23 protein-coding genes are annotated in these 25,853 nt (G+C 62.5%); 7 read left to right on the top strand and 16 right to left on the bottom strand.

The genetic code is table 11. The features are described from left to right. Window positions 1-2: 2 nt before the first annotated feature. From OXI69_13105 to OXI69_13030, 16 genes are all read right to left on the bottom strand, one after another. A complete protein-coding gene (locus tag OXI69_13105) occupies window positions 3-1,334 on the bottom strand; it encodes a DUF1501 domain-containing protein (GenBank protein MDE2667080.1) in 1,332 nt (443 codons plus the stop codon). Window positions 1,335-1,376: 42 nt separating this feature from the next. Next, entirely contained in the window at window positions 1,377-3,992 is a 2,616-nt protein-coding gene (locus OXI69_13100; GenBank protein MDE2667079.1) for a DUF1549 and DUF1553 domain-containing protein, read from the bottom strand. Between the two features lie 42 nt (window positions 3,993-4,034). Beyond that, window positions 4,035-6,041, bottom strand: coding sequence for a hypothetical protein (locus OXI69_13095; protein MDE2667078.1), 2,007 nt, complete (start codon window positions 6,039-6,041; stop codon window positions 4,035-4,037). Window positions 6,042-6,188: 147 nt separating this feature from the next. Beyond that, complete coding sequence (locus OXI69_13090; GenBank protein MDE2667077.1) at window positions 6,189-7,091, bottom strand: bile acid:sodium symporter family protein; 903 nt, start codon at window positions 7,089-7,091, stop codon at window positions 6,189-6,191. A 106-nt stretch (window positions 7,092-7,197) separates the two neighbouring features. After that, entirely contained in the window at window positions 7,198-8,205 is a 1,008-nt protein-coding gene (glpX, locus tag OXI69_13085; GenBank protein ID MDE2667076.1) for a class II fructose-bisphosphatase, read from the bottom strand. Between the two features lie 69 nt (window positions 8,206-8,274). After that, window positions 8,275-9,240 carry a D-2-hydroxyacid dehydrogenase gene (locus tag OXI69_13080; protein ID MDE2667075.1) on the bottom strand — a complete coding sequence of 322 codons (966 nt, stop codon included), beginning with the start codon at window positions 9,238-9,240 and terminating at the stop codon, window positions 8,275-8,277. 35 nt (window positions 9,241-9,275) lie between these two features. Next, window positions 9,276-10,256 carry an NAD(P)-binding domain-containing protein gene (locus tag OXI69_13075; protein MDE2667074.1) on the bottom strand — a complete coding sequence of 327 codons (981 nt, stop codon included), beginning with the start codon at window positions 10,254-10,256 and terminating at the stop codon, window positions 9,276-9,278. Between the two features lie 75 nt (window positions 10,257-10,331). Beyond that, window positions 10,332-11,120, bottom strand: coding sequence for a 3-oxoacyl-ACP reductase FabG (locus tag OXI69_13070; GenBank protein MDE2667073.1), 789 nt, complete (start codon window positions 11,118-11,120; stop codon window positions 10,332-10,334). A gap of 3 nt (window positions 11,121-11,123) precedes the next feature. Further along, window positions 11,124-11,435, bottom strand: coding sequence for a virulence factor (locus OXI69_13065; GenBank protein ID MDE2667072.1), 312 nt, complete (start codon window positions 11,433-11,435; stop codon window positions 11,124-11,126). A 46-nt stretch (window positions 11,436-11,481) separates the two neighbouring features. Then, window positions 11,482-12,516: a dihydropteroate synthase gene (locus tag OXI69_13060; protein ID MDE2667071.1), complete on the bottom strand. Its 1,035-nt coding sequence runs from the start codon at window positions 12,514-12,516 to the stop codon at window positions 11,482-11,484. Window positions 12,517-12,606: 90 nt separating this feature from the next. Beyond that, window positions 12,607-14,247 carry a methylenetetrahydrofolate reductase C-terminal domain-containing protein gene (locus tag OXI69_13055; protein ID MDE2667070.1) on the bottom strand — a complete coding sequence of 547 codons (1,641 nt, stop codon included), beginning with the start codon at window positions 14,245-14,247 and terminating at the stop codon, window positions 12,607-12,609. A 2-nt stretch (window positions 14,248-14,249) separates the two neighbouring features. Next, window positions 14,250-15,890, bottom strand: coding sequence for an ASKHA domain-containing protein (locus OXI69_13050; GenBank protein ID MDE2667069.1), 1,641 nt, complete (start codon window positions 15,888-15,890; stop codon window positions 14,250-14,252). Between the two features lie 57 nt (window positions 15,891-15,947). Then, the gene (locus OXI69_13045; GenBank protein ID MDE2667068.1) at window positions 15,948-16,217 is read right to left on the bottom strand and encodes a hypothetical protein; all 270 of its coding nucleotides are present in this window, start codon (window positions 16,215-16,217) and stop codon (window positions 15,948-15,950) included. Window positions 16,218-16,226: 9 nt separating this feature from the next. Continuing rightward, window positions 16,227-16,982: a corrinoid protein gene (locus OXI69_13040; GenBank protein MDE2667067.1), complete on the bottom strand. Its 756-nt coding sequence runs from the start codon at window positions 16,980-16,982 to the stop codon at window positions 16,227-16,229. A 27-nt stretch (window positions 16,983-17,009) separates the two neighbouring features. After that, on the bottom strand, window positions 17,010-18,065 hold the full coding sequence (locus tag OXI69_13035; protein MDE2667066.1) for an MtaA/CmuA family methyltransferase: 1,056 nt from the start codon (window positions 18,063-18,065) through the stop codon (window positions 17,010-17,012). Window positions 18,066-18,095: 30 nt separating this feature from the next. After that, window positions 18,096-18,740 carry a hypothetical protein gene (locus OXI69_13030; protein MDE2667065.1) on the bottom strand — a complete coding sequence of 215 codons (645 nt, stop codon included), beginning with the start codon at window positions 18,738-18,740 and terminating at the stop codon, window positions 18,096-18,098. Window positions 18,741-18,981: 241 nt separating this feature from the next. On the opposite strand from OXI69_13030, the gene OXI69_13025 reads away from it, so the two are divergent. From OXI69_13025 to truB, 7 genes are all read left to right on the top strand, one after another. Next, a complete protein-coding gene (locus tag OXI69_13025) occupies window positions 18,982-19,743 on the top strand; it encodes a FadR/GntR family transcriptional regulator (protein MDE2667064.1) in 762 nt (253 codons plus the stop codon). Window positions 19,744-19,922: 179 nt separating this feature from the next. Beyond that, complete coding sequence (locus OXI69_13020) at window positions 19,923-20,378, top strand: ribosome maturation factor RimP (GenBank protein MDE2667063.1); 456 nt, start codon at window positions 19,923-19,925, stop codon at window positions 20,376-20,378. A gap of 52 nt (window positions 20,379-20,430) precedes the next feature. After that, the gene (gene nusA, locus OXI69_13015) at window positions 20,431-21,948 is read left to right on the top strand and encodes a transcription termination factor NusA (protein ID MDE2667062.1); all 1,518 of its coding nucleotides are present in this window, start codon (window positions 20,431-20,433) and stop codon (window positions 21,946-21,948) included. A gap of 20 nt (window positions 21,949-21,968) precedes the next feature. Continuing rightward, window positions 21,969-24,572 carry a translation initiation factor IF-2 gene (infB, locus tag OXI69_13010; protein ID MDE2667061.1) on the top strand — a complete coding sequence of 868 codons (2,604 nt, stop codon included), beginning with the start codon at window positions 21,969-21,971 and terminating at the stop codon, window positions 24,570-24,572. 27 nt (window positions 24,573-24,599) lie between these two features. Then, window positions 24,600-24,878 (top strand): DUF503 domain-containing protein, encoded by a 279-nt coding sequence (locus OXI69_13005; protein ID MDE2667060.1) that lies wholly within the window; start codon window positions 24,600-24,602, stop codon window positions 24,876-24,878. Beyond that, complete coding sequence (gene rbfA, locus OXI69_13000; GenBank protein ID MDE2667059.1) at window positions 24,875-25,240, top strand: 30S ribosome-binding factor RbfA; 366 nt, start codon at window positions 24,875-24,877, stop codon at window positions 25,238-25,240. The genes OXI69_13005 and rbfA overlap by 4 nt, the downstream gene beginning before the upstream one ends. 26 nt (window positions 25,241-25,266) lie before the next feature. After that, window positions 25,267-25,853: tRNA pseudouridine(55) synthase TruB (truB, locus tag OXI69_12995; protein MDE2667058.1), on the top strand; the 587-nt coding region annotated here is incomplete at its 3' end.

The following is a 25,853-nucleotide window of genomic DNA, read 5'->3' as shown; positions in this document are numbered from 1 at the left end:
CCTCAAACCAGCTCGTGGACGGGCTCTCCCTGCTTGTCGCCGATGGAGTTGGCGATGTAGATGGGCCGGCGTCCGGGACCCAGGTAGGTCTTGGTCCAATCGATGCCCAGGGCCTTGTAGACGGTGGCGAAGAGGTCCCCGATGGTGACCAGACGTTCCGCCACGTAGGCCCCCCGCTCATCGCTGGCTCCCACCACCTGGCCTCCCTTGATGCCGCCGCCTCCCAGCACCAGGGACCAGCAGTGACCCCAATGGTCTCGCCCCCGACCCGGATTGATGTTGGGGGTGCGGCCGAACTCACCCATTACCAGGACGATGGTGGACTCGAACAGGCCTCGTTCCTTGAGGTCAACCAGCAGAGTGGAGAGGGCGCGATCCAAAGGCGGAACGAGTTCTTCCTTCACGTAGTAGTCGTTCCTGTAATGGGTGTCCCAATCGTGCTTGGCTTCCTTGTTCCAGCCGTCGATGGTCACAAATCGACATCCCGCTTCCACCAGCCGGCGGGCCAGCAGTGTTCCCTGTCCAAACCGTCCAGGGCCGTAGGCCTCCTTGATCTTTTCCGATTCCTGGGAGAGATCGAAGGCGTTGCGGACCGCCGGTGAGGTAATGAGGTTGAGCGCCCTCTCGTTAAAGGAGTCGACCTTGGCGAAGTTGGCGTGGTTCTCCATCCGCCGGTAGCGTTCGTCCACCAGCTTCAAGAAGGCGTGCCGGGCATGGAGGGCGTCCACCGAGACCTCATCGGGCAAGACAAGGTCGGTGACCTTGAAATCCTTGGACCCCGGCTCCGGGATGATGAACGGTTCGTAGTGGGGCTCCACGAACCCGGCGCTGCGGCAGTTCAGACGTCCCCGTCCGGTGGTCACGTAGGCCGGAACGCTGGTGCGCGTGCCCAGTTCCTTGGCAACCACGGTGCCCACGCTGGGAAAGCGGGTGGTGGTGGTCGGCATATGCCCCGTCATGGCGTAGTAGGTACCTTCGGAATGGGCGTTGGACTCGTTCTTCATCGAGCGGATGATCGACAGCTTGTCCATGTGCCGGGACACCCGGGGCAGCAGCTCCGAGATCTGGATTCCGGGCACGTTGGTGGAGATGGGCTTGAAGCCGCTGTTTCCCTTCACGTCCCAGGTATCCAGGTGGCTCTGCCCGCCGTGCATCCAGATGAGAATGCAGGACTGCGCCTTGGCCTGTTTGGCGGTGGGGGCGGCCATAAGGCTGGACAACTGGAAATACTCGCTCAGGCTGAGGCCCAGATAGCTCAAGGCGCCCACCCTCAGGAATTCCCGCCGTCCCAAAGGATGCGGCCAGGGTTCTTGGAGCCTTCCTTGCCTTTTCATCGGATTCTCCTGTTTTTGTCCGGCCAAGCCGGCACGCAAGCCTCAATGATTATGGACAAATTCCCGCGAACTGACAAGCGCCCAGGCCAGAGACTGCAACCCTTCCCGGCGCGACGGCTGCTCGCCCAGCTTGGCCTCGATCCCGGAAAGCTCCCGGTCGGAGGGGAAGCGGGTCAAGGCCGAGAGGTAGAGTTCCTCGATAATCTGTCGGTCGCCGGCCCCCTGCTTCAACAGACGGTCCACCCGGCTGCCTTCCTGGGTCAGCCGAGTGGTGAAGGTCGGTCCCGACAGCCGGTGCAGGCTCTGCAGCAGGGTGAGCTGGGGCTTGTTCTCCGGCACGCCCCGGCGATCGTTGCGGTTGTAGACCTCGAAGAAGGGCGAAGGAACCATTCCCGGAATCAGGCTGATGGCCCGCGTACCCGGAGGAGCACCGCTGGAGGCATCGGGTTCGTCGGAGACAATGAGCTCCGAATCCACCCCCGTGGCCCGAGAAATGGCATCCAGCAACACCGGCGCTTCCAGCAGGCGGGGCAAGGCCCGGGAATAGTTGACCTTGTCGTCCCGGTTGGTCTCGTTGGCCCGCCCCGACAACTGATAGGTTCGAGAGCGCAGGAGGGTTCGCAACAGATCCTTCAGATCGTAGCCGTGATCCACGAAATTCCGGGACAGCTCCTTCAGCAGTTCGGGATGGGTCGGCGGGTTGGTCGCGCGGAAGTCATCCACCGGTTCCACCAGGCCCCTTCCGAAAAAGTGGCCCCAGACGCGATTGACGATGGCCTCGGCAAAGTAGGGGTTCTCCGGCGCGGTCATCCATTCGGCCAATTTCATGCGCAGGTCCCGCCGTTCGCTGTCGGGAAGAACGCTGCCGTCGGGGAAGCTGGGCCGGACCTGCTCCTTGGTCCTGGGATGGAGGATCTTGGCCGGACTTCGATCCTTGCGGCGGCCATGCCCCCCGATGTCGTCGATCACGAAATAGGGACCCCGTATCTTCTCGACCTCCATGATCTGGGTCATGTCGCCGAAGAAGGCCGCCAGCCCCCAGAACTGGTCCTGGCTCCAGTTCTCGAAGGGGTGGTTGTGGCACTGGGCGCACCCCAGCCTCCGTCCCAGGAACACCCGGATCTGCTCGGTGGCGATCTCGGGAACCGGGGTCAGGTCGCGGAAGGTCCAATAGGACCAGGCCGGACCGCTGAAGCCCTGGGCCGCCAGCCGCTCTCTCGCCATCCGGTCGTAGGGAGCGTTGCCGGCAATGTTCTTTCGAACCCAATCCTCGTAGATGAGCGCATGCTCCGCATTGAGCGTCGCCCCGGAATAGACTCTGAGCACCTCGCTGAAGAAATAGGTCCAGTAGTCGACGTACTCGGGGGAGTTCAGGAGCGTCTCGATCAGGGCATCCCGCTTGTCGGGATCCCGGCTCGACAGAAACTCGCGAACCCTTTCGGGCGGTGGCAGGGTTCCGGTCAGGTCCAGGCAGACGCGCCGCAGGAACTCGCTGTCGCTGGAGGTTTCGGAGGGAATGATGTTGAAGCGCTCCAGCTTTCCGAATACGTGCTCGTCGACGTAGTTCCTCTTCGCCACCTCGGGATAGCGAGGCAGGGGTTTGGCAATGACGCCGAACCGGGCGCTGGTGGCCTGCCCGGCCGCTCGAATCATCACGGCGCTCTCACCGACCCCCATGGCCCTCACCACTCCCGACTCGTCCACCTCCACGATCTCGTGGTCGTTGGACTCGTAGAGCACCTGCTCGGAAACGTCTTCGCGGCGTCCGTTGGACATATGGGCGGTGACCAGCAGACGGTGCCGCCCCTTGCGGTCCAGGACCACCTCTCGGGGCAGGACCTCCAAACGCTCGATGCGAGCGATCTCTTCGCTGCCTTCCTCGCCGTAGGGCGCGCCATCCCGGATCCAGCGCAACAGAGTGCGATAACTGGAGGACTCCGGATTGAGCCGCTGGCCTCCTCCGTGGGGCACCGCCAGCGTGGGCTTCAGCAGCAGCAGCGACTGTTCGGGCTCCTTCAGATTGACCCGGGGAGTCTTCTCCCCGGCTGCCTCCGCCGACATCACCTGGTAGATCCCCCCTTCGGTGATCCAGCGGTAGTCCTCCTTGGGAAACAGCGCATTCACCGACAGCTTCAAGCCTCCCTGTCCCTTGACGCCCCCGTGGCACTCGCTGTTGTTGCATCCCGTCTTGGTGAAGATGGCACCGATGTCCCGGGCAAAGCTGAAGGGCCGCTCCTCGGAGATCCCATCGATCACGACCCCGGTGCTGGCGGTCCGGTCCTGAAAGGCGGCCGTCAGCACGACCCTTCCGTTGGAACGGGCCACCACCTTGCCGTCCCCATCCACCTCGGCCACCTGCGGGTCGGAGAGGTTGTAGCGACCCTGGTCGGTGACATCCCGCTCCAGGCCATCGGCGAACCGGGCCAGCAGCAGGAACTGCTGGGACGCCTCAGCCCCCCAGATCTGGGGATCGTCGGGAAGCAGGCGCAGCGACACCACAGGCTGCGATGCCTCGGGCGGCGTCACCGCCCCAGCTTCTTCGGCGATGGCCACGCCGGGCAGCGCCATGGCCGCCAGCACCGATCCCGCCAGCAGGACGACTCCCGGGATCGGCAGCCGCCAGTGGCTGCGTCGACCCTCTACCTTCCCCTTCGTCATGACCGCCTCCATTTCCCTTTCACCTTCACCAATCATCCCTGACTATTCCCCGACCGCCTCCCCGGGAACGGCTTTTGCCTCGGATCCTGCAACCACCATCACCGGAACCTCCGCCACCGGAATGGTTGGACCGGGCTTGCTCCCGATCAGGGGGCGGGCCGTGAGGCGGACCGACTCCGGCAGGGCCATCACCCGGGCGCTGTCCTCGGCGTGGATCACCATCACCGCCTGCAGCACGTCGGGAAGATAGTTGTACTTTCGAATGGTCTGGTAGCGCGGTTTCCCCTTGATCTTGAGGATGCCCGTGCCCGGCAGAGCCTGGACTCCAGGGGGAAGCCCCTCCGCCTGCAGGATCATCTCTCCGGTACCCCAGTCGAAGGCCCGCTCACCCAGAGAATCGGTGATCCTGGCGTCGATCTCCTCGACCCGTGCCGTGATGATCAAGGCCTTGGCCTCTCCCGCAGCCAGATTGATCCGCAACGGGTCGACCCGGCGGTCTTCCGTCCCCCGTTTCAGGGTCTCCACGGTGAATTGTCCCAGGTGAGGAATCTGGGGCCTGATCAGCAGACGGTACCGGCATTCCGGGCTGCCGTTTCTGGAGGTCACGTCGCGAACCTCGACCGTGTACTCTCCTTCCTGGTCAAAGGTCTCGATCACCTTGGACTCAATGTCCTTGACCACCCACTGTCCCTCGCTCAGCGTCGAATTCACTTTGTGCAGGTTGGTCACCATGGACCGGCCTGCGGCGTCCCTGATCTCGAAGCGGGGAGTGAAATGGGGGGGACTCAACCCGGGAGTCTGGATCTCGAACGCCAGGCGCTGGGCCGATGACAACTTGAACCGGTAGGTGTCCACGTCTCCCGGCCGGTCGATGGACCCCTGAATCAGACCGGGCAGGGCCACCTCGGTGGCTCGGCCCGATTCATCGTTGGGTTCTTTTTCCGTCCAGTGGGTTACCCGGTTGGGTATGGGAGCCGGGCGCTTCCCCTGCTGGTTGTCGTAGGCGGTCTCCGGATCGGGGCGGCCGGAGGCCGGCTGTCCTTCGGCCTCCGGGTCGGTGGGGCGATTGGAGGTCACCGTCCGCGCCCAGAGAGCTTCCAGGCGGTCGGCGCCGATCCTGCGGGTGAAGGATCGCCCCCACTCCGAGTCCTTGAGGCGGCTCTGGTAGTCTGCTCCTGCCGGGGCCATTCTGAGCTGGTAGGCGTACTCCGGTTTCCCCTGGAATCGCTCCGAAGCCACTTCCACCAGGTAGCGGCCGGCCTTGCCGAACCGATACTTCAATCCCGAGTTGACCGGCGTGGTGCCGATGGGCGGGCCCGCTTCGCCCGGGCTCAAATTGATTTCTCCATGGACTTCACTGTGAAAAGCCAACTGGGTGAGTTGGCGAGATCCCAGCCAACTGCCAGCGGTCTCATAGATTCGCAGTTGGGGGCGAAAGCCCTTGGACAGGGTCTCGTGGCTGAAGATCACCTCGAACACGACTTCCTGCCCCTTGGAGGCTTCCAGGCTGTAATAGTCCAGTTCCCCTTGCCTTGAGATGGTGCCGTTGACCACCACCGGAACGGCGACCGGCTGTGCCGTGGCAGGTTCCTGGTGGGGCCGGGGCGACTCGGCAATGACGGGGTCCTGGTGGATCTGCAGGTAGAGCCGGTTGGAGACTCCTCCCGCGGCCACCAGTCTCAGCGGGTGCGGACCCGGGGTGGCGTCGGAAGCAATTTCGATCTGAAGTCTGACGCGGTACTCACCGTCATCCTTCTTTGACTTGGCCTTTTCGTCGCCTTCCGCGTCCGGGGCGGCCACGGGCTCCACCGATTTCACCCGAGCGTCAAAGACATCGCGGTCCATCCAGGCGGCGTGGGCGCCGGCCAGGAACTTGCCTCGAACTTCGATCTCCAGGCTTGAGCCGGCCCTGCCGCCAAGGGGAGCCAGCGTGTGCAGTTCGGGCTCGGAGTAGGATGGCTTGGGCCGGTCGGCGCCGGCCGCCAATCCCGCCGCCAGACTCAGCAGGAACAACCCGACCATGAAACGGTTGAATCTGTGGAACGCCATGCTCTGCTCCTCGGCTTTAGCGGCCCTACCGCAAAGAATTCACGCCTCGAGAAAGAACTTCGGCGGCAAGGCCCTGGGCCAACCTGTACCTGTTGCGGACACACTCCTTCGTGGGAAGCTTAACTCTATAGATCTCATGGGGATTTGTCAACGAATGGAGCGCCGTTCCTCCAGCCACCGCTGCAGGGGCAGGCCCACGGCGGCGGTCAACACGCACAGGGCCGTATAGAATGCGCTCGGAATGGCAGCCGCCTGTCCCAGGTGAGCCATGGCCAGCACGGAACCCAGCCCGGCATTTTGCATGCCCACCTCGATCACCAGGGTCCTGCGCTGAGCCGGGGGCCATCCCAGCAGCCCGCCGGCCAGGTAGGCCACGCCATAGGCGCTCAGGTTCAGCGTCACCAGGGCCGCCATGAGGAAGGGGCCGGTCTCGGCCAGCCTTTCCCGATTGGCGGCCACCACCACCATGATGATCAAGACGATGGCGATCGAGGCCGCCAGCGCGGCCATCCGGTCCCACCACTGCGGAAACGCCGGAAGGTAGGTTCGCAGCAGGATCCCGGCGGCTGCCGGCAGCAGCACCATCCAAACCGCGCTCACGGCCAGGGAACCTGCCGGAACCTGGAGACGGGCGCCGGCCAGGATTGGCAGCCAGAAGGCCAGAATCACCGGGCAGGCCAGGGTGGCCAGGGTGGTCAAGGTAATGGAGAGAATCAGGTCGCCCTTGAACAGCAGGGTCATGACGTTGGAGGCGATGGCGCCCGGCATGCACCCCACCAGCACGATGCCGATCCGAAGGGCGGGTTCCTGGAAGGCCAGGGAAATCAGCCAGGCCGTCAAGGGCATGACGGTGTACTGGCAGATCAGGCCCAGGATGGGTCTCAGGGGGGCTCGCCGGAAGCTCTCCCTGTGTTCCGCACGCACCAGGCTTCCCACCAGGACCATGGTCAGCGCAAAGGCGGGCGCAAGCGCCGGTTCCAAATGCAGCACGGCTTCAGGTAGAAAGAGGGCGATGGTGGCGGCGATCAGGACGCTGATCAGGACTCCCAAGCCGGACCTCCGGGAAACAGGGACAGCATCCGAGGATGCCCAAACGATCAGGGGTTGGATTCAGGCTCAATGCGGAAGGAATAAACGATTCGGCGCTTGCAAAAGACTACAGGTGGACGCTGATGTCGGGACGTTGAGCCAGGTGGACGGTGTCCACGAAACGGACGTGCCGGTTTGCCAGGTTCATCAAGATCGACTGGGTCCGGGTGCCGTCTCCGAAGAACCGCACCCCCTTCAGCAGGGTGCCGTCGGTGACGCCGGTAGCCGCGAAGATGATGTTCTTGCCCGAGGCCAGCTCAGTGGTGGCGTAGACTTTGTCCGGGTCCTCGATGCCCATGCTCTTCATCCGCTCGGCCTGCTCCTCGTCCTTCACCACCAGCCTTGCCAGGATCTCTCCATTCAGGCAGCGGAGCGCCGCCGCCGTCAACACCCCTTCCGGAGCGCCGCCGATTCCCATGACCGCATGGACTCCGGTCCCGCGGAGGGCCACACTGATTCCGGCCGACAGGTCGCCGTCGGTAATGAGCCGGATTCGGGCGCCGGCGGCCCGAATATCCTGGATCAGTCGAGCATGCCGCGGGCGGTCCAGAACCACCACCACCAGGTTCTCCACGTCGCGGTCCAGCCTCTTGGCGATGGCACGGAGGTTGTCCTTGACCGAGGCGTCGATATCGATGACCCCCTTGGAGGAGGGGCCGACGATGATCTTCTCCATGTAGCAATCCGGAGCATTCAGCAGCCCGCCCTTTTCGGAGCTGGCCAGCACCGTGATGGCTCCGGGCGCCCCGGTGGCGCAAAGGTTGGTGCCCTCCAGCGGGTCGACGGCAATGTCCACCTCGTGCGTCACCTGCTTGCCTTCGACAAGGTCCTTGTGCTTGCCGACCCTTTCCCCGATGTAGAGCATGGGGGCCTGGTCCCGCTCGCCTTCTCCGATCACGATGGTCCCCTTCATGGGAACGCTGTCCATGATCTTCCGCATCACCTCCACCGCGGCCTGATCGGAGAACTCCCGGTCGCCAATGCCCATGGTGCGGGCGGCGGCGATGGCGGATTGTTCCACCACCTCGAGGAATGCGCGGGAAAGGTTCTGTGACGGTAATCGGATACGGGCCATCAAGACCTCCTGGTGGCTACTGGCGGCACCGAGGCTGGGAGCCTGGGCTCTGCGATTCCAATCCAAGAATCAGGGGTTTACGACGTTCCGGGTTTGGTTTTCGAGGAAACTCCGCACGTTTCCAACCACGGTGTCCATCAGCCGTGACCTGGCCTCCCGGGTCGCCCAGGAGATGTGGGGAGTCACCAGGCAGTTCTTGGCCGAGAGCAGGGGGTTGGTCTCGAGCGGAGGTTCGACCGACAGCACGTCGAGCCCCGCCCCGGCAATCCGACCCGCATTGAGGGCGTCGGCCAGATCCTGGTCGACGATCAGGGGCCCCCGGGAATTGTTGAGAAGAAAGGCGGTAGGCTTCATCATCGCCAGCCTCTCGGCATTGATCATTCCCTCGGTCTCGGGGAACAGAGGACAATGCAGGCTGACTACATCGGATTCCTTGAGCAGCTCTTCCACACCGGTCCAGCGAAACCCTTCATAGTCCGGAGGGTTGACGGTGATGGCGTCATGGGCGATGACCCGCATGCCCATGGCGTCGGCGATGCGGCCGACCTGCCGCCCGATGCGGCCGAATCCGACGATCCCCATGGTCCGTCCGGACAGCTCGATGAGAGGCGTCTTCCAGAAACACCACTCGATACTTCGGGACCACTCTCCACCCCGGACGGCATCGCTGTGGAGCTGCACATGATGGCAGAGCTCCAGCAGCAGCGCGAAGGCGAACTGAGCCACCGAGGCCGTCCCGTAGGTGGGCACGTTGGTCACGGGGATTCCCAGTTCCCTGGCCGCCTGGATATCCACCACGTTGTATCCGGTGGCCAGCACCCCCACGTAACAGAGCCCCTTGCCCTTGAGCCGACGCAACGTCTCCGCGTCCAGGGCGGTCTTGTTGGTCAATACGACCTCGGCGCCCCCTGCGCGCTGCAGGGTGAGCTCGGATTCGGTTCGATCGTGAACCTCGGTGGTTCCCAGCTTCTCCAACCCCTCCCATGAAAGATCTCCGGGATTCAGGGTGTAGCCGTCAAGCACCACGATTCTCATAAGTTTCCTTCCTTCCTTCCTTGGTGTGCTTTCAGTCAAGACTCGAACAGCTCCTCACAAACCTCCGGATTGACGCAGTAGCGGGGCCGCCTCCCCTGGATAACCGCCACCATGTCGTTGGCCATGGAGCGATAGATGCGCTCCATGGCCAGACTGCTCACGCCCAGCAAATGGGGAGCCCCGGTAAAGTGGGGGTGTTTGAACAGGCGGTGGGAGGTGTCGGGGGGTTCGGTGGGAAACACGTCCAGACCCACCGCTCCCAGGTGGCCGCTCTCCAGGGCGTCGGCCAGCACGTCCAGGCTTTCCACCACCCCGCCCCGGGCGGTGTTGATGAAGATGGCTCCCGGCTTCATCCGGGCAATCCGCTCCCGGTTGATCAGGCCGCGGGTCTGCTCCCCCAGGGGGACGTGCACCGAAATGAAATCGGAACGTCGCAGCAGGTCATCCAGCGGCACCAGCTCGACTCCCATCCCCTTGGCTGCTTCTTCCGTCAGGAAGGGATCGTAGCCCAGCACTTCCATCTCGAAATTCCGCACCAGCCCGGCCAGGCGACCCCCGATTCGACCCAGCCCGATGATCCCCAGGGTGTGCCCGGTCAGATCCCCCGTGCTCATCTGGTAGCGGCGCTGCCACTGACCTTGCTTGAGGATGGAGTCGGCCAACTGGACCTTCTTGACGATGGCCATCAGCAGCGCCAGGGCCGCTTCGGCGACGGCGAACCCTCCGATGGGAGCGTACACCACCGGAATCTTCCGCTGGGTGGCAAAGGCCACGTCCACCGTATCGTAGCCGACCCCGGGTCGACCGATGACCCGCAAGCCCGGGCAGTTTTCCATGATTTTTCGGGTAATGCCGCCTTCGGTGCCTCGGGCCACCAGCCCGATGGTGCCCTCCAGCAGGGTAAGCACCGTCGGTTCATCCGGAGAGGGCGAGATCTCCACCGGAGCCACCTGTTGCAGGATGTCGATGGCTATCCGATCGATGGGAGCGATGGACACGATGCGTTCAGGCTGCATGAGGGATTCTTTTCCTTGGACTCTGTCTCGTGATTGCATCCGAAAACCCCGGACGCCCGGGGCCTGACGGACCGGTTACACCGAGTGGGTGAGATAGTCGATGCGCCCGCCATCCACGGTAAGCACCTGCCCCGTCATAAAGGAGGAGTCGTCCGAGGCCAGAAAGAGGGCGACCCCCGCGATGTCGGCCGGGGCGCCCACTCGACGCAACATGGTCCGGTCGGCGATGCCGTCGACGTAGGTCCCGCTGGCTCGGGCACCCTCACGAGACATGTCGGTGAGGATAAATCCGGGTGCAATGGCGTTCACGGTGATGTTGTGGGGACCCAGTTCCCTGGCGAGCCGGCGGTTAAACATGTTGACCGCAGCCTTGGTCATGGCGTAACCGGTCACTCCGGGCATGGAGGTGCCCAGAGCGGCAATGGAGGAAACGTTGATGATCCTCCCCCGGCCTCGCTGCTTCATGCCCACGGCCACGGCCGCGGCACAGCGTATGACCCCCTTGATGTTGACGTCCACCATCCGGTCGAACCCCTCCCCGGTCGCCTCCAGCGACGGCTCCTGGTTGAGAAGCCCGGCATTGTTGACCAGAACGTCGATCCGCCCGTACTCCTCCAGTACCTGCCGTACCATGGAGTCCACCTGTTCGGCGACTCCCACGTCGGCTTGAACGCAAAGGGCGCGGCCTCCGGCCGAAGCGATGGCTTCGCACACTTCTTCGGCCAAACGCCGATTGGCTGCGTAGTTGACGGCCACCGCGGCTCCCTCCCCGGCAAACGCCAAGGCTATCGCCTTGCCTATGCCGCGAGAGGCTCCCGTGACCAGAGCCACCTTCCCTTCCAGTCTCAGTCTGGCTGCTGCCATTGGCTACCTCGCTGAATCTTTCCCGGACTTGCCTGACCGTCCGGTTCGCTTGCGCTTGCGGGCGTCAAACTCCCGTTCGAGCTCCTCGGCCAGACTGTCCAGGATCTCTTGGGTCGTTCCGGACCGTTCCTGTTTGGCCGTCCACTGCCACTGATCCAGGTAGTCATCCGTGCCGGCCAGGCCTTCGGCCATGGCTACCCGGTCGATCTCGACCTGAAAGCGGTCGGGCAACGGCCTGGAAACGCCGCGACGGCCCTCGTAGACCTTGATCTGGGCCGGAATGTCTTTCCAGAACAGAATCTGATATTGCGCCATGATTCCTGCCTGCTCCCTCTCTACTGCGCCGTCCCCGGCGTGGTGACTATTGCAATTCCCCCTTGCGATAGGCGCGCAGGAAACTCTTGCAGTGGCGATCCCTGCCCAGCAACAGATCCTCCGTCATGCGATAGGGCATGGCCTGGCGGTCCATGGAAAGGATCGCTTCCAGGTTGCTGGCCACCGGATCGATGATCCCGCTGTCGGCGCCCGCCTCCAGGGACAAAAGAATAAAGACATCGTTGATCAGCCGCCGGCGGGGCAGTCCGAAGGAAACGTTGCTCAGCCCACCGGTGATGTGGACCTCCGCCCCGTACCTGGCCCGCAACTGCCGAATGGTCTCCAGGGCATGGTGGCCGAACTGACCGTCGACCGAGATGGGGAACACCAGGACATCCACGTAGATGCTGTCCAGAGAGATCCCCCTGGCCAGGGCCGCCTCCACCATGCGCGAGGCATTCTCCAGACGCTCCACCTCGTTCTGGGGCATTCCCTTCTGCCCGGCCGCCGTCACGATGACCCTGGTGTCGTGCTCGCGGGCCAGGTCCAGGGCTTCCAGACGCTCCAGGGAAGCCGAATTCAGCAGGTTTCTCCCCGACTTGTCATGGCAGGCCTCCAAGCCGGCCTGAATGATCTCGATGTTGGAGGAATCCACCGAAACCGGCACAGGGCTCATGGCTTGCACCGTTCCAACCAGCCACTGCATGGCCTCCTTCTGCTCATTCAACTTGAGGGACACCTCGTCCACATTCAGGTCGAGGAAGTCCACCCCTGCCGATAACTGCCTATCCACCAGGTAGCGGAGATACCTGAGTCCCTCTTCCGACTCGGGACCTCCCGCCTGGGCCGCCAGGACGGCGATTTTCACATGCTTGACCCGACCCTCCTGGTAGTCCTGGGTCCGCTTGACCGCTTCCGGGATGGGCAGGTAACGGGTCTCACCTTCGGAGTTCCTGTAGAGTACCGATTCCACTCCGTCGGGATTCTGGACGATGCGCTTGCCCTTTCTCAACAAGACCCGGGTGGTGTGAATGTTTTCGCCGATGGTCGTGAACTGAAGCTGGTTCCCGTTCCTGTTCATAGCGCTGCTTTCTGGCCGCGTGGCTGAATATGGCCTGCGAATACCGTTTGTCTTGCGTACCGTTTTCGCCTTGTCTCGAAGGCTTGCGGGTCAGCGCCTTTTCGAGGGACCGGTTGGGGAGGCCTCCCCAGTCTCTCCGCCAGCCGCATGGTGGTCACGTCCCAGGAAGGCGTTGGCCCAGGCGCTGGTGCCTCTGAGCGCTCCGTTGCGAAAGACCGCCGGACGCTCCAGCATGCGTTCTTCCTCGCCGTAAGCTTTCAAACGATCGTAGGCCAATGCCCAGATACAATCCTTCTCACCTACCTCGCACTTGCCCTGGCGGGTCCCCCCGCAGGGACCGTTCCGCTGGTTCTTGGCGCACTGGGACTCCGGACATAGATAGGCGATGTCCGGCAGAGAGCAATCCCCGCAGTCGCGGCAATCGAAGCCCACTATCTTAAAAGCATGCTCCATCCCGTGCAAGGCCTTCCGAACCCCCGGACCGGACCGCTCCACCGTCCGATAGAACCCCTGACCCAGGGGAAATCCCGGGCTTTCCTTTTCAAAAACCTGCTCGTGAACCCAGCGATTGAGCTTGTAGCTCAGGGGAAGTCGCCCCTGCAGGACACCGAGGGCCTCCGGGGTCCTGGAAGCCAGGTAGGAGGGGTTGATCTCGGTGGAGCTCAGGCCGGTTTCGGGATCGCCGTCAAAGAGGTAGAACTCGTCTTCCTGCGGAAACCGGATCTCCCTGGCGAAATCCTTCCAGTCGCCCTCGGCGAAACTGTCGGCGATGGAGAGCACCCGGGCATAGTGTTCCAGCTTGAGGTGCCCACCCAGGTAGACCCCCCGATACCCCAGCCCCCGGGCGATGGCGCACTGTTTGGCTGCAAGCTCCAGGAAGAAGGCCCGTCCCTTGTCCGGAGACTTTGCCTGCTTTTCCACCAGGCTCAGCAGCTCGTCGGTCACGACCACGCCGGGGATGGCGCCGCTGTTGAAAAAGCGGGCCGCGGGCCGGCTGAGCACGTAGACGTTGGCCAGCACCGGAACCTGCAACCCGTAGTGGCTCATGGCCTTCAGCAGCTCGTCCTGTTTGCGTGAGTCGTAGCCGATCTGATTGATAATGAATTGGGCCCCGCTCCTGACCTTCAGCGCCAGCTTGAAGTATTGGGGCATCACCTCGCGTTCGTGGCGCTTGAAATTGGTGACCACCGCCCCCAGGAAGAACCGGGTGGGTGCCATGGTGGCTTCACCCCGCCCTTCTTCCGTCAAGCCGGCGTTCATGTCCGAATACATCTTCAGCAGCCCCACCGAATCGATGTCGAAAACGCCGCTGGCCTGACCCGCGTAGCCGCCGGTGGGACAGTCTCCGGACAGGGCCAGAATGTTGTTGAATCCCTCGCTGGCCAGCTTCCACCCCCGGCTTTGGAGGGCATTCCGATTCCAGTCCTTGCAGGAGAGATGGATGATCACCTCCTGGCCCCGCGCGATCAGATCGGTTCCCAGAGTGTCTGCGCTCAGCATGGCGTTGCCTCCGGGATTGTCGGTGATGCTGAGGGCATGGACCTGCGGATGCCGGGCCAGGCCGCGAGCCAGGTCCAGAACGCGGCGTCCGCTGCGCTCGGTGATGATGCCCCGGGAGGTCACCAGTTCGATGCAAGTCACAAAGGAGTCGGTCTGCTGCAGCAGGTGGGCCAGCGGCTGCTTCATCCAGGAGCCACCGGAGGGGCTGGAGTTCAAGGCCGAAGGGACCATGGCTACCCTACCTTCAGGTCGGCGGTTTCCGGAGGCATGGGCTTGAATTGGCACCCCTCCACGAAGACTTCGAAGAAATCCGGCGTCGTTTCCAGTTCGACGTGTTCGATCCGCCCGATCAGGCGTTCCAGGGATTCCCGCCGGCTGCGGGAGAGCAGCACCGCCTTGGCTCCCTGCACCGCCGCATTGCCTACCTTGACGATGCGATCCTGATCCACCGGCGCCAGGAATCCGATTTCAATGGCATTGGACACATTGACGTAGTTGGCGAAGCCCCCTGCCAGGTAGAGCCGGTGGACGTCGACCGGAGCGATGCCGAAACGACGCATGACAATGTACTGCCCACAGAAATTGGCTGCCTTGGCCTGCGCCAGATTGCTGGCATCCTCTCTGGAGAGCGTGATCCCGTGTTCCGGAACCACGTTGATTTCGAAGGCCCTGTTGGGGAAAACCCCCTTGGGTGTCATCTGATCGGTGCGGCGCAGCTCGGCCAACAGGTCGATCAGCCCGGACCCGCAGATCCCCTGGGGCTCCACGCCGCCGATGGTTCGATAGTCGAAGCGTCCGTTGACGGCGCCAATGGATTCAATGGCCCCCTCGCATCCCGGCATTCCGTACTTGACCAGGCCTCCTTCGAAAGCGGGGCCGGCCGGACAGGAGGCCGTCATCATGCGTTCTCCGTTCCCGACCACCACTTCGGTGTTGGTGCCCACGTCCACCAGCATGGTGACTTCGCCCTGGCGTTCCATGTCGATGGCCACCAGGTCGGCAGCCGTATCGGCCCCCACGTGGCTGGCGATCAGCGGCAGCCCGAAGATGCGGGCCCGGGGGTGAACCTGGACCCCCAGACTGCCGGCCTCGACGGTGAGAGCCATGCTCTGGCGCTTTCCCTCCAGAACCTCGTGCTCGATCAGAGACTTGTAGGGCTTCTGCCCGATGCTCTGAACGTCCAGACCGAAGAAGAGGTCGCGCATGGTCGAGTTGCCGGCCACCGCCACCTCGTAGATCTCCCGGCGACGAACGCGCAGCCGCTTGCAGAGCTCGCGGATCTCGAAGTTGAGACCCTTGACAATGGCCTGGTGGAGCTCGCCCTGAAACGGTCCCCCATCGTAGGAAATCCGATTCATGATGTCGCTTCCTCCGAATCGCTGCGGGTTCTCGAAGGAAGCAACCGCCAGAGTCTGGCCGTTTTCAAGATCCACCAGTTCGATCACCACGGTGGTGGTGCCCAGGTCCATGGCAAGCCCGTACAGATGTCCCCGGTAGCGGTCGATGACCTGCTGGTCGTAGACAACCTCATCGCCTCGCCGAACCACCATCGGGTCCAGCTGCAATGTCCTGACCGGGGTTGCCCGGGTGAGAATCTGGGGTTTGCGGCGCAGGGGCGCGAAGTCGATATCGCCGCTGTCGTCGACGACAGCGGATTGGCAGGCCAATCGGTAGGGGTCGCGCAGGAAGGATTCGCTGGAGCTTCGGGGACAGAGCGCCTCCATCCCCTGCTGAACTTCTACAATGCACTCATGGCAGGACCCGGTCCTGCCGCAGGAGGTAGGCACCTGGACCCGCAGCTCGTCGGCATAGTCGAACAGCGTCCTGCCCGCTTCCAGATCAAGGGTTCGCTCATTGTGCCGAATGGTGCCCATCTGAAATCCCTGCCATCGAGCTGGAACATGCACTTCGAGCACACGGTCCGGACCTGGTCACCGCCTGGGCTCGCCGCCGTCCTCGGCCTGGGTCTCCCAGGCACTGCGGTAGTCCAGCTTGTCGTCTCCGCCACACAGCAGAAGGTCTCCCTTGACCGGGGGCCGCCGCTGGTTGCGGCACCCGAACTTGGCCGTACACTGATCCAGGCGGTTTTTGTAAGGGCAGCGGTAGGTGGACAGTTCATCGGCGTGAACCACCATGCTCGAGAACAGGTCGCTGATCCGCTTCAGGCGTTTTTCGTATTCGGCCTTGTCGATTTTCTGCATAGCGGGCTACTAGGCTTCCACTTCGGCGCTCAGCAGGTTCTTGGCCAACTCGACGCAAGCCAGCGCATCCTTTCCGTACCCGTCGGCGCCCATGTCATCGGCAAACTCCTGGGTGACCGGCGCCCCACCCACCATGATCTTGACATCGTCCCGCAGGTCGGCGTCGATAAAGGCTTCGATGGTCTTTCCCATGTTGGGCATGGTGGTGGTCAACAGGGCCGACATCCCCATCAGCGAGGCCTCATGCTCCTCGATGGCATCGATGAACTCGTCGGCCGAGGTGTCCACGCCCAGGTCGATCACCACGAACCCCGCCCCGCGAAGCATCATGATGCACAGGTTCTTGCCGATGTCGTGGAGGTCGCCCTTGACCGTCCCCATGATCACCCTGCCCAGGGGCTCGACGCCCGAAGCTGAGAGGATGGGCTCGATGTGAACCATTCCCGCTTTCATGGCCCGGGCGCAGGCCAGAACCTCCGGCACGAAGATGAAGTTTTCGCGGAACTTGATCCCCACCACGCCCATCCCCGCGATCAGGCCGTCGTCCATTATTTCAAGGGCGCCGATCCCGTCTTCCAGAGCCGCGGCGGTCAGCCGATCCACGGTGTCGTTCTCACCCTCGATCAGGGCGGCGGCAATGTCCTGCATGGCGGGTCTCGCCTTGGCGAAGATGCCGACCGTCCGCTCGATCTCCTCGGGGCGTTCAAGGAATTCTTCGATCTCCTCGCGGATGAACTCGTTCTGAATGTCTGCGATATTGGCCATGATTCCCTCTCGGTCGTCTACCAGCCCTCAATTCCCCGCGGTCTGCTCCCGGGTCCAGTCTCTCACCGCCAGCGGAATCTCCTTCAGGTTCTCAATCGATGTCTGCAGCGGGATGGCGCACTCGGGCCCCACCATCTCAACCCCCGCGTCCAGGTTCTTGACCACCTCCTGGCGGACCTCTTCAGGCCCCTTGGAAAAAAGCGTCTCCGGATTGTTGATGTTTCCCACCAGGGAGATGCGGTTCTGCATGATGTCAACCGACTCCTGCGGCTCGTTCTTGGAGTCGTAGTGGAAGGCGGCCATCCCCGTCTGGGCGATATATTCCATCCGGTCCACCGTCTTTCCGCAGATGTGCAGAATGATCGGGATCCGTATCCTTTCGGCGAACTCGATGTGGAGCTCACGGAGATATCTCCTGTAGTACTCGCCGCTCACGAGGTCTCCGGTGGCGTGATCGGGCAGCGTGATGGCATCGGCTCCGGCCTCCACTTGAGCGATGCCGAACTGGATGGTGGCTTCCTTCATTCTGTCCAGGCAGAGCTTGGTTTTCCCGGGATCGTCCAGCGACATCAGCAGGAAGGGCTCCACCCCCATGCAGTGGTAGCCGAGCGACCAGGGCCCCATGGTCTTGCCGATGATGGCCACCTCGTTGCCGTACTCCTTCTTGAGGATCCTGATGGCATCCAGGACACAACGGGTATCCCGATGGGTCAGGAAATCGGAAGGAATCCTGATGTCGTCGGGGGTCTCCCAAATGGGCTCCCGCATCTTCACGGTGGGCCAGTTGTCCTTTTGCTCCCACTGGATCTTGCACCCCAGAGCCGACGAATCCTGAATGATGGTAAACACCGGCATGATGCAATCGAACCCCAGTTCGGTGTATCCGGTAGCCGCCAGGCGAGCCATGAGTTCCGCCTGCTGGTTGGCTTCGGGAAAGGGAGCGTCGACCAGGTCCATCAGCTCGACCGTTGCCACGGAGGTCGGGTTGCAGACGGGGGTGCGATCCACCGGCTCGCGCCGCAGCGCGGCCATGACTCGCTCGCGCCCGTTCATGGATGGAACCGATTGAGATCCGCTATCCATAGGACTTCCCTCCTGTATGAAAGAATCTGCCTAGTTGTTCTGGGCGCTGGGAGCGGACAGGACGCCCCGGGAAGCAGCCGCTTCCTGTTCGCGAACGATGGCCCGGACGTTGAGAGCCCGAACCAGCAGCAATCCGACCAGCGCATCTATGGACTGTCGATTGGGCAAGGCTACCCGGGCAGGCTGTCCTCCCACCAGGCCGGCCCCGCTGAGCTTGGCGATTCCGCCGGCGATATGAGCGGACCGCCTGGCAGCCCGCTCCCCTTCAGCTTCCAGCCGTACCTCATAGAGGCCCTCTCCCAGACTGGCCACCTGAACCTGGCTCTGCGATTTCTTGTCGAAGATGGTGAGAGGGCGGGGGACGACCTCCTCGCCGCTGGAACGCTTGCAGGCTTCCAGGAAAACCCTTTTGGCGGCCACCGGAAGATCACTGCCCGCGGGAAAACGCAGAACCAGCGGTTCTCCGGGAAGGGCTTCCATCCCACCCAGGACCGTCATGGCCTCGGCAATGAACCCCAGGCGCTCCCGGGTCCCCTGCAGCCGGCTATAGCTGTGCACCAGCACCTCCATTGCGGCTCCCCCCTCCCGCCTGTAGAGGCCGATGGAAATGTCGTGAAAATGCAGGTCCATCGGGACCAGCTCAATCCGCCTTCCGAGATCGACGGTCAGACCCATGACAAAATCCCCTCGGTTCCATCGCTGGTTTGGCGAGCCGGCAACCCCGATCCGCCGGCTCTACGCCTACAACGCCTCAACGCCCCTGGAAGCCCGCCCACTGAAACAAGCCTGATTTACAGGTTGTCTGACAACCTAATTATAAGGTAATATAGCGTTGGCCACCAAGTAAAGCTTTTTCCCGCCTCCAGGGAACTGCCGTAGGGAGATTGGACGCACCGCGGAGGCAGCTACCGAGCCCATGACCGTCAAATCCGCCAGGCCCGAACCCCTGCAGGAAGTGAGTCCCATTCGCCGGACCTCACTGAGCGACAAGATCATCGAACAGATCATCGATCTGATTTCTCGAAATGTGCTCCAACCCGGGGAGCGACTTCCATCGGAGAAGGATCTTTGCAAGCGCTTCGGGGTGGGTCGGGCAACGCTGCGCGAGGCCTTGCGATCACTGGCCGTGATGGGGATCCTGGACGGACGGGTCGGGGAAGGAACCTTCGTCTCCCACAACAACCAGCGATACCTGGAGCGGAATCTGCAGTGGGGTCTTCTGCTGGATCCCAAGAAGGTCGAGGACCTCCTGGAGACCCGGCTCATGCTGGAAACCCAGACCGCATTCTCGGCTGCCCGCCAAGCCACCCCGGCCAACCTGGAAGCCATGGAAGCCACGATTCAGGGCATGGAGAGCACCGTGGACCACCCGGAGCAGTACCTGCGATTCGACCTGGAATTTCACCTGCTGGTGGCTCAGGCAACCCAGAATACCATCCTGCACCACCTTGTCAGCATGACCCGAGGCTATCTCCAGGCCTGGATCAAGGAGAGCCTGGTCTCCCCCCCCTCCAGCCCCGAAGGCCGGCATCGAGCCCAATCCTCCATCCGGGAACACCGGGCCATCCTCAAGGCCCTGAAATCGGGCCGAGGCGAGCAGGCCCGCCAGGCCATGAAGACCCACATTCTCTCCAGCAGCTCCGACCTGCACCAGCACCTGGAGCAGACAACGGCTTGAAATCTTCCATCCGGTAGGCCGGACCTTCAAACGGGTCATCCGATCCACGGATACGCCCGGATGCCGGCATCGAATTTTGTTGATTTCTCACTGTTCGCAAGATAGAATCCGTGACCCGAGTGGGCGAAAGCCCACTTTTTTGTTGCCTTTCAGCCTGCGGGAAGTGAAGGATCTGCGGCTTGCTGTCGCTCGAAAAAACAACGGCTCTCATCGACGAGGTGGTTCGGGCCGAAGGGTTCGAACTCGTAGAGGTTGAACTGAAGGGTTCCCCCGGCCGCCGAATTCTGCGGATTTTCATCGACCGGGCAGGAGGAATCGACCACGACGACTGCGCTCGAATCAGCCACCTGGTGGGACCGCTGCTCGAGGTCGAGGAGGCCGTTGCGGGGAGCTACACGCTGGAGGTGTCCTCACCGGGCCTGACCCGACGGCTACGGACGCCGGGGGAGTACCAGCGTTTTGCGGGCCGGCTGGTCAAGATCTCCACCAGGCAGGCTGTGGAAGGCAGGCGGCATTTCCGTGGAACGCTGCTCGGCATGAAGGGAAGCCGGGTGGCCGTGCAGCGGAGAGATGCAACCCCGGTATTGATTCCATTGGAAGTCGTCGTCAAAGCCCATCTGGATTTCGACTTCTAGTGTTCTGTCTCAGAAGCAGGGTGGCCCTGTTTCCGAGCGCAACGGAGCATTCATGAGCACTTTGCTCTTCCAACACATCGACCTTCTCAGCAAGGAAAAAGGGATCGATCCGGAGATCGTGGTCAGCGCCGTCGAAGATGCAATTCTGGTAGCCACCCGCAAGTACTACAAGTCCACCGAGGAATTGACCTCCTCCTTTAACAAGGACACCGGCAGGGTCGAGGTTCACGCGGTCAAACAGGTCGTCGAGACGGTCACGGACCCCACCCACGAAATATCTCTCTCCGAGGCCCGACGAATTGATCCCACCGCCGCGATCGATGGAGAGGTGAAAATAGAGAAGCCCACCGATGTGCTGGGGCGCATCGCCGCCCAGACGGCCAAGCAGGTGATTCTGCAGAAAGTCCGCGAGGCGGAGCGGGAAAGCATCTTCGAAGAATACAGTCAGCGACTCGGCGAGGTGGTCACCTGCCTTGTGAAGCGGACCGAAGGCCCCGACGTGATTGTCGACCTGGGAACGGCGGAGGGTCGTCTTCCCAGGCGAGAGCAGTCGCGCCTGGAGAGCTTTACCATGGGCGACAGGATCCGTGTGGTCATCATCAAGGTGGAGAGACCCTCCAGAGGCCCCCAGGTCATTGTTTCCCGCATTGACCCGGCCTTGCTGGCCAAGCTGTTTGAAATGGAAGTGCCGGAAATCTACGACGGGACGGTGACCATCCGGGCCGCTGCCAGAGATACGGGCGAGCGATCCAAGATCGCCGTGTCCTCTCGCGACAAGGACGTCGACCCGGTGGGGGCCTGTGTGGGAATGAAGGGGTCGAGAGTTCAGGCCATCATCCGTGAACTCCACGGAGAGAAGATCGACATTATCCCCTACTCCGAGGACACCATCAACTTCGTCATGAACGCCTTGAGCCCCGCCAAGATCAGTCGCGCCTCCGTTCTGGATGCCGAGGACAGGCACCTGGAAGTCATCGTGGAAACGGATCAGTTGTCGCTGGCCATCGGAAAAAAAGGCCAGAACGTGCGCTTGGCGGCAAAGTTGACGGGTTGGAAGATCGATATCAAGAGCGAAGAGGAGAAACGGGCCGAGATTGAAGATCAGATGGCTCTGCTGTCAGCCAAGACACCGCTCTCCGAGTTGCCTGCCCTTTCGCCGGGCATCCTGGCCAGGCTCACGGAAAGCGGTATCGAGACCATTGAGGAGCTGGCCGACACGCCCATTGCGGATCTGACCGACATCAAGGGGGTTGGCCCCAAGAGCGCAGAAAAGATCATCTCTTCGGTGAAGGACTACTACATTCAGTATACCGAAGCAGCCGAAGCCAGAAGGGCGGCTGAAGCCGAAAAGAGGGCCGAAGAGGAGAAAGCCAGAAGGGAGGCCGAAGCCCGCGAAGCCGCGGAGCAGGCCGAGGAGGCCGAGGAGGCCGCAGGCTCGCTCGAGGCCTCAGACCCTTCGGAAGCCTCCTCGGAGGAAGCTGACGGCGCGGAGTCGGAGAGTTCAATGGCGCAGTCGGGCTCGGACGAAAACGGCCCTGAAACCGATGAGGAGGAAATCGGGGGCAGCTAACGACTGCCTGCGGAGGTTTTGTGAGCGAAAAGACCCGGTTGTTAAAACTGGCGCCGGAGATCAAGGTCGAAGTCAAGGAGATCGTCGCCTACCTGAAGCTGGAGGGGATGAAGAGAGTCTCGGCCAGCAGTTTTGTGGGGGCAGAAGTCGTCCAGGACATCAAGGACCACTTCTCCGGCAAAAAAGCGCAGAAGACCAAGCCATCTGCACCAGAGAAACCGACCCAGGTCGAAACCGCGGAGAAGCCTCAACCCGCACCGGCTCCGGAAGTCCCGGCCAAGACCGAGGCGGCTGCTGAGCCGGCCCCGGCGGACGCCCCTCCAGAGACCGGTCCGCCACCACCCGTCGAGGTCAAACCCGGGCCTCCGGTACCTGAGACTGTCCCGGCGGCGGCCACCCCGGCCACCCCTCCCCCGGCCACTGACCAACCCGCCGTCGTTCTACAGCCAGCCGCCAAATTGGAGCCGGGGAGCACAAAACCGAGCCCCGCGACCGGCACGGTGATGCCGCCCAGGAAGCCCGCGGGCGTAGAGCGACCTTCACCGACCGAAACCATCCGCCAGCACCTTTCCCGATCGGGCCAGATCCGGACCCGGCCGTTTCTTTCCCGGTCTCGGCAGGGAGCACCGGCCCGGCCTCTCAGCCCTCCCACGGGAACCAGGTCCCCTTCCGGCTTCCCGCCGCAGCGCCGGCCTCTGACGCCGTTTCCCGGCCGTCCGCCCGGTCCCGGCGGGCCACCCCGGGACAACCGGCGGACCAGGCCGGGCCAGCGGCGTCATGGCGGTCGGCATGAATCTCGGGAAGGCAGATTCGCTGCACGGCAGGCGCCGTCCGTAGCCCGACCCGAACCCTTCCAGCCGATTCCCATTAACCGCTCCGTCACCCTGACCGAGGGCGTCACCATCAAAGAGCTGGGGGAACGGCTGGAAGTCAAAGCCAAGGATCTGATCAAGCGACTACTGGACAAGGGTATCTTCGCCACCATGAACCAGACCTTGGACGAGGCTCTGGCCAAGGACCTGAGCGCGGATTTCGGGGCGGAAGCCTCTATCGTCAGTTTCGAGGAAGACGCCGAGTACGAAGCCATTGCCGAGGAAAAATCGGAGAATATCGCGCCGCGACCGCCGGTGGTCACCATCATGGGCCACGTCGACCACGGCAAGACCTCCCTGCTGGATGCGATCCGTGAAACCGACGTCACCTCCCAGGAAGCGGGTGGCATCACCCAACACATCGGAGCCTACCAGGTCGAAAAGAACCAGCGCCTGATCACCTTCCTGGACACTCCGGGCCATGAAGCCTTCACCATGATGCGAGCTCGGGGAGCCAAGGTGACCGACATCGTCGTCCTGGTGGTGGCGGCGGACGACGGCGTGATGCCTCAAACGCTGGAGGCCATCAACCATGCCAGGGCCGCCAAGGTTCCCATGGTCGTGGCCATCAACAAGATCGACCGACCCAATGCCCAGGTGGACACGGTCAAGAAAAGTCTGGCCGCCAACGGGTTGACACCGGAAGACTGGGGCGGAGACACGGTAACCGTGGAAGTCTCCGCCATAGAAAAAACCAACCTGGACCTCCTGCTGGAGATGATTTTGCTGGTCGCCGATCTGCAGGCTCTCAAAGCCAACCCCCAGCGAACGGCCATGGGAACGATCGTGGAAGCCAAGCTCGACCGAGGCAGAGGCCCGGTGGCAACCGTCCTGGTTCAAAACGGCACCTTGAAGGTCGGGGATCCCTTTATCGCCGGCCCGGTCACGGGAAAAGTCAGGGCCATGCTGGATTTCCACGGCAAGCCGGTGCAAGCCGCCGTTCCCTCCATGCCTGTCGAGGTCCTGGGGCTTGAATCGGTTCCCCATGCCGGCGACCTGTTCCAGGTGCTTAGCGATGCAAGCAGAACCAGGCAAATCGGCAACCTGCGCCAATCGAAGCTTCGGGAGAGCCAACTGGCCAAGACGGCACGACTCACGCTGGAACACCTGCATGAGCAGATGAGCGAAGGCGTGGTCAAGGAGCTTCCCATCATTTTGAAGGCCGACGTGCAGGGTTCGGTGGAAGTCGTGTCGGAGACCCTCTCCAAGCTCAGCAACGACAAGGTCAAGGTGAAGATCATCGACCGCGGCACTGGAGCCATCACCGAAACCAACGTGCTTTTGGCCTCGGCCTCCAATGCCGTCATCGTCGGATTCAACGTCAGGCCGGAGAAGAAGGCATCTGAACTGGCGTCTCAGGAGGGTGTCGACATTCGCCTGCATACCGTGATCTACAAAATCAGTGACGAGATCCGGAATGCCATGCTGGGCCTGCTGGACCACACCTTCAAGGAGATCTGGCAAGGCACCGCCCAGGTCAGAATGACTTTCAAGGTTCCCAAGGCAGGAATGGTGGCCGGCTGCTATATTTCCGACGGGAAAGTTTCCCGAAACTCCAAAGCGCGGTTGCTGCGAGACAATGTCGTAATCTACGAAGGCAAGATCGCCTCCCTGAGGCGCTTCAAGGACGACGCCGGAGAAGTTCGCTCGGGACTGGAATGCGGCATCGGCCTGGAGCGGTTCAGCGACATCAAGAACGACGACGTCATCGAGGCCTTCACCATGGAAAAGGTCGCTCCGCAGATGGATTGAGGCAGCCCGGCTCCACCGAAGCCCGCCATGAACATCGGTTTGCTCACCCTTGAAGTTGTCATCCCCTATGCCCAGTCGCTCAAAGACAAACGCCAGGTGATCCGCAGACTGCGGGACCGCCTCAAGAAGTTCAATGTCTCCGTAGCCGAGTGCGGACACCAGGACCTCTGGCAGCGATCGACCCTGGGTATCGTTGCCATCTCTTCCGATCACGCCATCCTCGAACGCACCCTGCAGACGGTGACCGATGAAGCCGAAAGAATCCTGGAGGGAAATCTGGCTCAATGCCAGATAGAGTTTCTATGAAATCCCCCTCGAGACGGCCGGATCGGGTCGGCGAAATGCTTCGGATGGCCATCAGCCAAGTCATTTTGCGCGGCTTGAGGGATCCCAGAATCGGCTTGGCCACCGTCACCGAGGTCAAGATGAGCGCCGACCTCAAGAAAGCCACCGTCTTCGTCAGCGTGCTGGGCAGCCGGGAAGACCGCGAACAGACGCTGCTGGGCCTCAACCGGGCCTCAGCCCACATTCGCCATGAAATCGGCTCCCAACTGAAGCTGAGAGCCACCCCGGAACTGGACTTTCAATACGATCGCTCCCTGGAGTACGGAGCGCGGATTGAAGAACTGCTCGAGCAGACCAGAGCCGTCGATTCCCCCGACCAGTAATAGGTGTCCTGTCTCCCGCAACCTCCATGAATGGACCGCTCACGGGCTTCCTTGTCATCGACAAAGCGGAAGGCATGACCTCGCACGCGGTCGTTCAGCTCATCCGCCGCCAGATACAGATCCGGAAAATCGGCCACCTCGGAACTCTCGACCCCATGGCCACCGGGGTATTGCCCTTGGCAGTCGGTCGCGCCACCCGATTGGCGCGATTCCTCATGGGCGGCAGGAAGGTCTACGAGGGAACCATCCAGTTGGGGCTGACTACCGACACCTATGATCGCCTGGGTCAACCCACATCCGAATTCCGGCAGCCCCGTATTGCGCCGGACCACCTCCGGACCGTGGTCGAATCCATGGTTGGCGAGCAGATGCAGTCTCCTCCCCCATACTCGGCCAAGAAGATCGGTGGGCGGCGTGCCTACCGACTGGCCCGGCAGGGACTCCAAGTCGAGATTCCTCCCCAGCGGGTTCGCGTTCACCAATTCAGGTTTCGCCAGGGCTCGGCGGACACCGTCGATTTCGAAATCCACTGCTCGCCGGGAACCTATGTCCGCGCACTGGCCCACGAACTGGGACAGAAGCTGGAATGTGGAGCCCATCTCTCCAGGCTGCG

The sequence above is a fragment of the Acidobacteriota bacterium genome, assembly GCA_028875575.1.
Lineage (GTDB): Bacteria > Acidobacteriota > Terriglobia > Versatilivoradales > Versatilivoraceae > Versatilivorator.
The sequence above is the reverse complement of the archived record's forward strand: the minus strand, read 5'-3'. Positions and strand labels throughout refer to the sequence as shown.